General features: G+C 72.9%; 7 protein-coding genes. 3 read left to right on the forward strand and 4 right to left on the reverse strand.

Annotation, left to right across the window (positions count from 1 at the left end; translation table 11 throughout):
• Positions 1 to 127: 127 nt before the first annotated feature.
• Positions 128 to 2,242, reverse strand: a complete 2,115-nt coding sequence (gene abc-f / locus AB0L40_RS25335; RefSeq protein ID WP_364361176.1) for a ribosomal protection-like ABC-F family protein — start codon at positions 2,240 to 2,242, stop codon at positions 128 to 130.
• A gap of 757 nt (positions 2,243 to 2,999) precedes the next feature.
• Between abc-f and AB0L40_RS25340 the strand changes: the two genes are divergently transcribed.
• Together AB0L40_RS25340 and AB0L40_RS25345 are read left to right on the forward strand one after the other, a co-directional pair.
• Positions 3,000 to 3,311, forward strand: a complete 312-nt coding sequence (locus AB0L40_RS25340) for a hypothetical protein (RefSeq protein WP_364361178.1) — start codon at positions 3,000 to 3,002, stop codon at positions 3,309 to 3,311.
• On the forward strand, positions 3,295 to 3,816 hold the full coding sequence (locus AB0L40_RS25345) for a DUF6036 family nucleotidyltransferase (protein WP_364361180.1): 522 nt from the start codon (positions 3,295 to 3,297) through the stop codon (positions 3,814 to 3,816). The genes AB0L40_RS25340 and AB0L40_RS25345 overlap by 17 nt, the downstream gene beginning before the upstream one ends.
• Positions 3,817 to 3,842: 26 nt before the next feature.
• Here the strand turns inward: AB0L40_RS25345 and AB0L40_RS25350 are convergent, their stop codons facing one another.
• Positions 3,843 to 4,268 carry a PIN domain-containing protein gene (locus AB0L40_RS25350; protein WP_364361182.1) on the reverse strand — a complete coding sequence of 142 codons (426 nt, stop codon included), beginning with the start codon at positions 4,266 to 4,268 and terminating at the stop codon, positions 3,843 to 3,845.
• The gene (locus tag AB0L40_RS25355) at positions 4,265 to 4,537 is read right to left on the reverse strand and encodes a hypothetical protein (RefSeq protein ID WP_364361184.1); all 273 of its coding nucleotides are present in this window, start codon (positions 4,535 to 4,537) and stop codon (positions 4,265 to 4,267) included. Before AB0L40_RS25355 ends, AB0L40_RS25350 begins: the two co-directional genes overlap by 4 nt.
• A gap of 138 nt (positions 4,538 to 4,675) precedes the next feature.
• On the opposite strand from AB0L40_RS25355, the gene ade reads away from it, so the two are divergent.
• Positions 4,676 to 6,454, forward strand: a complete 1,779-nt coding sequence (gene ade, locus AB0L40_RS25360; RefSeq protein WP_364361186.1) for an adenine deaminase — start codon at positions 4,676 to 4,678, stop codon at positions 6,452 to 6,454.
• 70 nt (positions 6,455 to 6,524) lie between these two features.
• Here the strand turns inward: ade and AB0L40_RS25365 are convergent, their stop codons facing one another.
• Positions 6,525 to 6,953 (reverse strand): PAS domain S-box protein, encoded by a 429-nt coding sequence (locus tag AB0L40_RS25365; RefSeq protein WP_364361188.1) that lies wholly within the window; start codon positions 6,951 to 6,953, stop codon positions 6,525 to 6,527.
• Positions 6,954 to 7,081: the final 128 nt, after the last annotated feature.

Below are 7,081 nucleotides of genomic sequence, written 5' to 3' on the forward strand. Positions count from 1 at the left end.
CCTTGTCCTTCTTGCCCCGCTTGATCGCCTCGAGGTCGAGGTCGTGGATCGCCACGCCCCACTCGAAGAACAGCATCACCAGGACGTTGATGAACCCGCACCTGGCCCGGCCGCACGGGTCCGCCCGTCAGGCGGAGAGGCGCTCGAGCGTGTCGTAGAGCTCGGCGACCTTCGCCTTGGCGGCCTCGTGGCGCGCCGTGTTCTTCTCCGTCGACTCCGGCGTGGCCCAGGCGCCGGGCGCGGCGAGCTCCTCCTCGAGCTGCGACAGCGCGACCTCCGCGGCCTCGATGCGGGCCTCGGCCTTCTCGATCTCGCGGCGGCGGTTCTTCGACATCGGCGGGCCGGCCGGGACCTTCGTCGCCGTGCCGCCCCCGCCGCCGGAGGTGCCGCCGCCGGAGGAGCGCGTGGCGGAGCCGCCCGCGCTCGCCGAGCCGCCGCCGTTGCTCCCGGCGCCGGTCTTCGCCGATCCGTTCTTCGCTGCGCCGTTCTTGGCCGCACCGTTCCCGTTCGTCGCCGGCGCGGTGCCGTTGCGCGCGGCCGCGTCGGCCTTCTTGCCGGCGTCCTTCGCCGCCCGGGCCGCGGCGATGCGCTCCTCGCGGACCTCCACGTACTCCTGCCAGCCGCCCATGTAGCTGTGCAGCTCGCCGTCCTCGACCGCCACGGTTCGGGTGCCGACGACCTCGAGCAGCGCGCGGTCGTGGCTGATCATGATCATCGAGCCGTCGTAGCCCTGGAGCGCGTCCTCGAGCGCCTCGCGCGACTCGATGTCCAGGTGGTTGGTCGGCTCGTCGAGGATCAGGACGTTCGCGCCGGACGCGACGAGGATCGCGAGGCCCAGGCGCTTGTGCTCGCCGCCGGACAGGCCGTCGAGCTCCTTCTCGGCGTCCGCCCCGGTGAAGAGGAACTTGCCCAGCAGGGACCGCGCCTCGCCGGGCTTCAGGCCCGTGGCCTTGATGCACGCCTCGATGATCGTGCGGGCGCCGCCGTGGTGCATCTCCTCGCCGTGCTGGCTGAGGTAGCCGACCTGGACGTTGTGGCCCGTCTTGATGACGCCGGAGGCGAGCGGCCGGCGGCCGGCGAGCGTCTCGATCAGCGTCGTCTTGCCGACGCCGTTGGGGCCGACGAGGCAGACGTGCTCGCCGCGCTCGAGCCACAGCTCGGCGTCGCCGAGGAGGACCCGCGCGTGCGGGTCGCTGACCATCTTCGTGTGGTTCGTGTTGACGTCCTTGACGAGCGTCGGCGGCGGGACCTCGATGCGGCCGTGCTCGAGCTCGTAGATGACCGCGCCGGCGCGCTCGGCCTTCTTGAAGTTGAAGCCCATCGTCCGGTCGTCGGTCGGATCGCGGGTGATCTTCTCGATCTTGTCCAGCGCCTTGACGCGGGACTGCGCCTGCTTGGCCTTCGTCGCCTTCGCGGAGAAGCGGCGGACGAAGTCCTCCATCCGCGCGATCTGGGCCTCCTGCTTGGCGATCGACTTGCCCAGGGCGATCTCGCGGGCGGCCTGCTCGCGGCGCCAGGCGTGCCAGGTGCCGGGGAAGAACTTCGCCCGGCCGGCCTCGATCTCGAGCACCGACGTGCCGACGGCCTCGAGGAACCAGCGGTCGTGCGCGACGAGGATGATCGCCGACTCGTACTGGACGAGCGTCTTCTCGAGCCACTCGAGCGACTCGAGGTCCAGGTGGTTGGTCGGCTCGTCCAGCAGCAGCAGGTCGGGCTTGGCCGACAGCGCGCGGGCGAGCGAGGCGCGGGTCAGCTGGCCGCCGGAGAAGGTCTCGAGGTTGCGTTCGAGGTCCTCGTCGGTGAAGCCGAGGCCACGGACGGTGTCGGCCGCCTCGTCGCGCCAGCGGTAGCCGCCGAGCGACTCGAGCTCGGTCTGGGCGCGGGCGTAGCGGTCGAAGACGTCCATGTCGCCGTCGGCCATCTTCTGCTCGAGCGACCGGAGGGTCTGCTCGAGGTCGATCAGGTCCTGCCGGCCCGAGGTGACGTACTCCTCGAGGGTCATGCCCTGCTCGCGGGGCGGCCGCTGGTCGTGCAGGATCACACGGGCGCCCTTCTCGAACATGAGGTCGCCGCCGTCGGCCTTCGACTGCCCCGCGAGGATCCGCAGGAGCGTCGTCTTGCCGGCGCCGTTGCGCCCGGACAGCGTCATCCGCGTCTTGCGCTCGAGCTTGAACGACAGCCCCTTCCACAGCGGGTTGCCGTTGATGTCCTTCTTCAGGTCGGAGGCGATGAGTACGGCCATGGGTCGACCCTCCATGGTAGGTGGCCGGCGGTCGGCCGGGTGTGCGCCGGCCACTCAAGCGCCGCCACCCCCGCTACACGTCCACGCGAACGTCGGGAGCGATGACCGTCCATGCTCGACGCCGCAGGTGCAGGTCCCCGATGCGGACCCCCGCCCGCCGCCGGCTCCGGCCACCGCGGTCGCCGGGACGACGTCCGGGAGGGGCGCGGTGTCGGTCGGGTAGACCGTGCCGCCGTCTTCGGCCACCGCGATCGTCGTGACGACAGCCCGTGGCACCCACCGGCCGACCTCCAGCTGCGAACGGTGAAGGAGGACGATCACGCCGGCGGAGATCAGGCGGAGAGCCGCAATGCCGGTCGAAGGTCTCCCCGGCCGCGAGTGGTCAGGTGGTACTCGAAACCCCGGGGACCCCTCGCACACGGATTCGCCTGCTCCTGCACCACTTCACGCGCGCCACCCGCCGAAACACGACGAGCGACAACACTCAGACGCGGACCTCTCGCATCGACCTGCAAACTCCTGCACACGACGGCCGAATTCCACGAGCCGTCACCCAGGTCGCGAAGCGGCCTCTCCGTGGAAGCGTGCTGGAGGACTGGCAGCGCGGCATAGCCCGGTCGGGTCACCCAGGTCGCGGAGCGGCCTCTCCGTGACTGCCTAGACTGCACTGCACAACGTCGGGGCCGTTCTCGCGTCACCAAGGCGCAAAGCGGCCTGCCGCTAGACGCGTCCCGTCCCGGGGAGCGATCTTCACGCGATGAGCGTTCCCATCCCGATGACCACCACCCTTCCGCCGCAATTCGACAGGCTTCCCGGTGCGGACCTCGTACGCGAGGGCATCGAGGACGTCAGTGCCGGGCGATCGACCCTGGCGGCAGCCCTCGTCCAGATCGCGCCGCAGCGACTGTCGCGCGTCGGCATCCACCTCGCGACGATCCAGCCGTCGGCCCGCGAGCGCGTCTTCTCGTTCCTGATCGAGGACGAGCAGACGGCTCACGGCCGCTTCAACGCGCTGGTCGACCGATTCGACAGCTTCCTCGACGGCGCGGACCATGTCGCCCGCAGTTGACGCCGAGCGGGTCCGCGACCTGGCGCGATTCGTCGCGAGCCGCGTGGACGACGAGGCCACCCTCTACCTCGTCGGTGGCACGACCGCCGTGATCGAGGGCTGGCGCGCCTCGACGCTCGACATCGACCTCTACGTCGAGCCCGACCTCGACGCAGTCGCCAGGGCGATCGCCGACGCCCGCCGCGCCTTGGACGTGTACATCGAGTACGCGTGGCCGGCCCAGTTCGTCCCCGAGCTCGACGGCTGGCGCGATCGGAGCCCGGCCGTCATGCGGGTGGGAACGATCACCGTCCGCCACTACGACCCGTACTCCCAGGCACTCGCAAAGCTCCGGCGAGCCCACGCCCAGGATCTCGCCGACGTCGCCGCGATGATCGCGAACGGCTTGGTCGTGCGGCACCGTGCGCGGGAGCTCTTCGCGTCCGTGTTCCCCCGGCTCTTCCGCTACCCGTCGGTCGACGCGAGGGCGTTGCAGCAGATGATCGACACCGCGCTCGCGGACTGATCGCTCTCACGGCCAAGCTCAGCCGCTCACGGGACGCTGCCACGCGGGACGACCCACACAGAGTCGAACCCCAGGACCGTGGCCAGCCGGTCGTAGTGGGCGTCGTAGTGCAGCACCCCGTGCCCGTGCTCCGCTGCGCAGGCCGCGATGATCGCGTCGGCCGGCGAGACGCGGTGGTGCCTGTCGCCTCCCGCCGACGCGAGATCCAGCATCGCGCCCTTGGCCGCCTCGAGGGTGCCTCGCGTGACCGGCAGCTCTCGAACGACACCGAGCTCGACGTCGAGCGCCTCAATGTCCGCCCGGGATCGCGCGCTGTACAGCAACTCGAGGTGCACGACCGAGCAGATCGCCAGCTGGCCCGTCCGCAACGCCTCGCTCCAGGCGTCCGGATAGCGGGCGACGCGGGCCCATGCTGACTTGTCGGCGAGCAGCCCCTCGCCCGGCCAGCTCATCGCTCGGTGAGCTCCCACATCGCACGATCCTCGTCGCGCAGGATCTCCAGGTCGATCCCAGCCCCCGTTCGGAACCGCTCGACCAAGGACGTTCGCGGCTCACCCGCTCCCGCGCGCTCAGACGCCTCACGCTCGACCCGTCGCCGGTAGTCCGCGAGCGCCTCGCGCACGATCTCGACCTGGCCGCGGCGCGTTCGGTGGGCCTCCTCGCGCAGCCATTCGGCCTGCTCGACGGGAAGCAGGAAGTTCTTCTGGACGGTGGGCGGCATCGGACCTGACAACGATCTGTAGGGATGTAGGTCCGGACTATAGGTTAGTGCCCCAAGCGACACCGCAGGCAGCTGCCTGGGTTCACCGGCGCACGACGACGCCACGCCGACCGACCGCGCGCCTGCAACGCTCTCCCGATGCCCACGCCCTCCGCGCGCCTGCTCGCCGTCGCCCGCGGCGACGCCCCCGCCGACCTCGTGATCCGCGGCGCACGGGTGTTCTCGGCCTTCACGAAGGAGTGGCTCGACGCCGACGTGACGGTCGCCGACGGGCGGATCGCCGGGCTGCCCGCGCGCGGGGCGGCGCTGCCGGTCGGCCCGGACACGGTCGAGCTCGACGGCACGGGGCGGCACCTCGTCCCGGGGTTCGTCGACGCGCACGTCCACATCGAGTCGTCGAAGCTGCTGCCCGCGGCGTTCGCCCGGACGATCGTGCCGCGCGGGACGACGACCGTCGTCGTCGACCCGCACGAGATCGCCGGCGTGCTCGGCGCGGAGGGGGTGCGCTGGATGCTGGACGCCTGCGACGGGGTGCCGCTGACCGTCCACGCGATGCTGCCGTCCACCGTGCCGGCGAGCGACCTGGAGTCGCCGCGCGGGCCGCTGGACGCCGAGGCGCTGCGGGAGCTCCTGGAGCACCCGCGGGTGCGCGGCGTCGGCGAGATGATGAACGCGCCCGGCGTCGCGAACGGCGACCCGCACGCGCTGGCCGTGCTCGCGCTCGTCGCCGACGCCGCCCGGGTCGACGGCCACGCGCCCGGCGTGACCGGCGCCGCGCTGGACGCCTACCTCGCCGCCGGCCCGTCCACCGACCACGAGGCGACGACGCTGGACGAGGCGCTCGAGAAGCGCCGCAAGGGCGCGTGGGTGCTGCTGCGCGAGGCCACCAACGCCCGCAACCTGCGCGACCTGCTGCCGCTCGTCCGCGCCCACGGCCCCGAGCACTCCGCGTTCTGCACGGACGACCGCGAGCCCGGGACGCTGCTGCACGAGGGCCACATCGACGGCATGTGCGCGGTCGCGGTCGCCGAGGGCGTGGTGCCGGAGGACGCCCTGCTGCTGGCGACCCTGCACGGCGCGCGCTGCCACGGGCTGGACCGCGTCGGCGCGATCGCCCCCGGCTGGGCGGCGGACCTGCTGCTGCTCGACGACCTCGTGACCTTCCGGCCGTCGACCGTCGTCCGCGGCGGCCGGGTGGTCGCGCGCGACGGGGCGCCGGTCGGCGACGCGTGGCCCGCCGGACCCGCCGCCGGGTCCGGTGCGCCGACGCCGTCCTGGGTCCGCGACACCGTGCGCCTGGCGCCGGTCGACCGGGGGACGTTCGCGCTGCCCGCGCCGTCCGGGGCCGACCTGGTCCGCGTCATCCGCGCGATCCCCGACCAGCTGCTGACCGGCGAGGAGCACGTCGCCCCGACCGTCGTCGACGGCCTCGTCGTCGCCGACCCGGACCGGGACCTCGCCACGATCGCGGTGCTCGAGCGCCACCACGCGACCGGCCGCGTCGGCCTCGGGCTCGTCACCGGCTTCGGCCTGCGCTCCGGCGCGTTCGCGGGGACCGTCTCCCACGACGCCCACAACGTGATCGCCGTCGGCGTCGACGACGGCGACCTCGCCGCCTGCGTCGCGCGGCTGCGCGAGCTCGGCGGCGGGCTCGTGGTGTGCGACGAAGGCGCGGTCGTGGCCGAGATGCCGCTGCCCGTCGCCGGACTGCTCTCGGACCTCCCCGCGACCGAGGTGCACGCCCAGCAGGTCCGCCTGGACGAGGCCCTGACCGCCCGCGGCGTCACCCTCCCCTCCCCGTTCATGGCCCTGAGCTTCCTCGGGCTCTCGGTGATCCCGGCGCTGAAGATCACCGACCGCGGGCTGGTGGACGCGGCGGCGCTGCGCCCGGTCGCGTTCGGGGTCGAGGCGGGCTGACAGCGACGCGGGTCGGTCGCGCCGCGGCCGGCCTCCCCCGGCCCTCGAGGACGGCTGCGGCGACGCGCCGTCAGCCGTCCTGGAACCGCCGCCAGGCCTTCGCGTCGACGACCTGGGCGACGAACCCCCGGGCCGTCCCCTCGCCGTCGGCGATCCGCGTGATCCGCGTGTGGGTGCGGACCACGCTGCCGTCGGCGTGCAGGTAGCGGGCACCGACGACGTAGTGGTCGTCGGCGTCGTCGACGAGCCGCCGCAGGCGTTCCCGCACGGCCTGGCGGTCGTCCGGGTGCAGCGCGTCGGACGCGTCCGCCCCGACGAGGTCGTCGTCGTCGCGGCCGAGCAGCTCCGCCAGCGCGCCGTTGACGCGCAGCCAGCGGCCGGTGCGCGACAGCAGGCCCTGGCCGATCGGCGAGTGGCGGAAGGTGATCTCGAACGCGCGGGTCGCCTCCGCGAGCAGCGCCGCGTCGCCCTGGGCCTCGAGATCGCGGACGAGGCACACCGCCCCCGGATGACCGTCGCCCACCGGGCGGCAGTCGACCTCATCGACTGGGACCACCCGCAGAAGAACACCGTGGACGACACGATCGACCACCTGTCCGAGCGGGCGCTCGACGCCACGGGGGAGAC

Source organism: Patulibacter sp. NPDC049589, from assembly GCF_040675535.1.
GTDB lineage: Bacteria > Actinomycetota > Thermoleophilia > Solirubrobacterales > Solirubrobacteraceae > Patulibacter.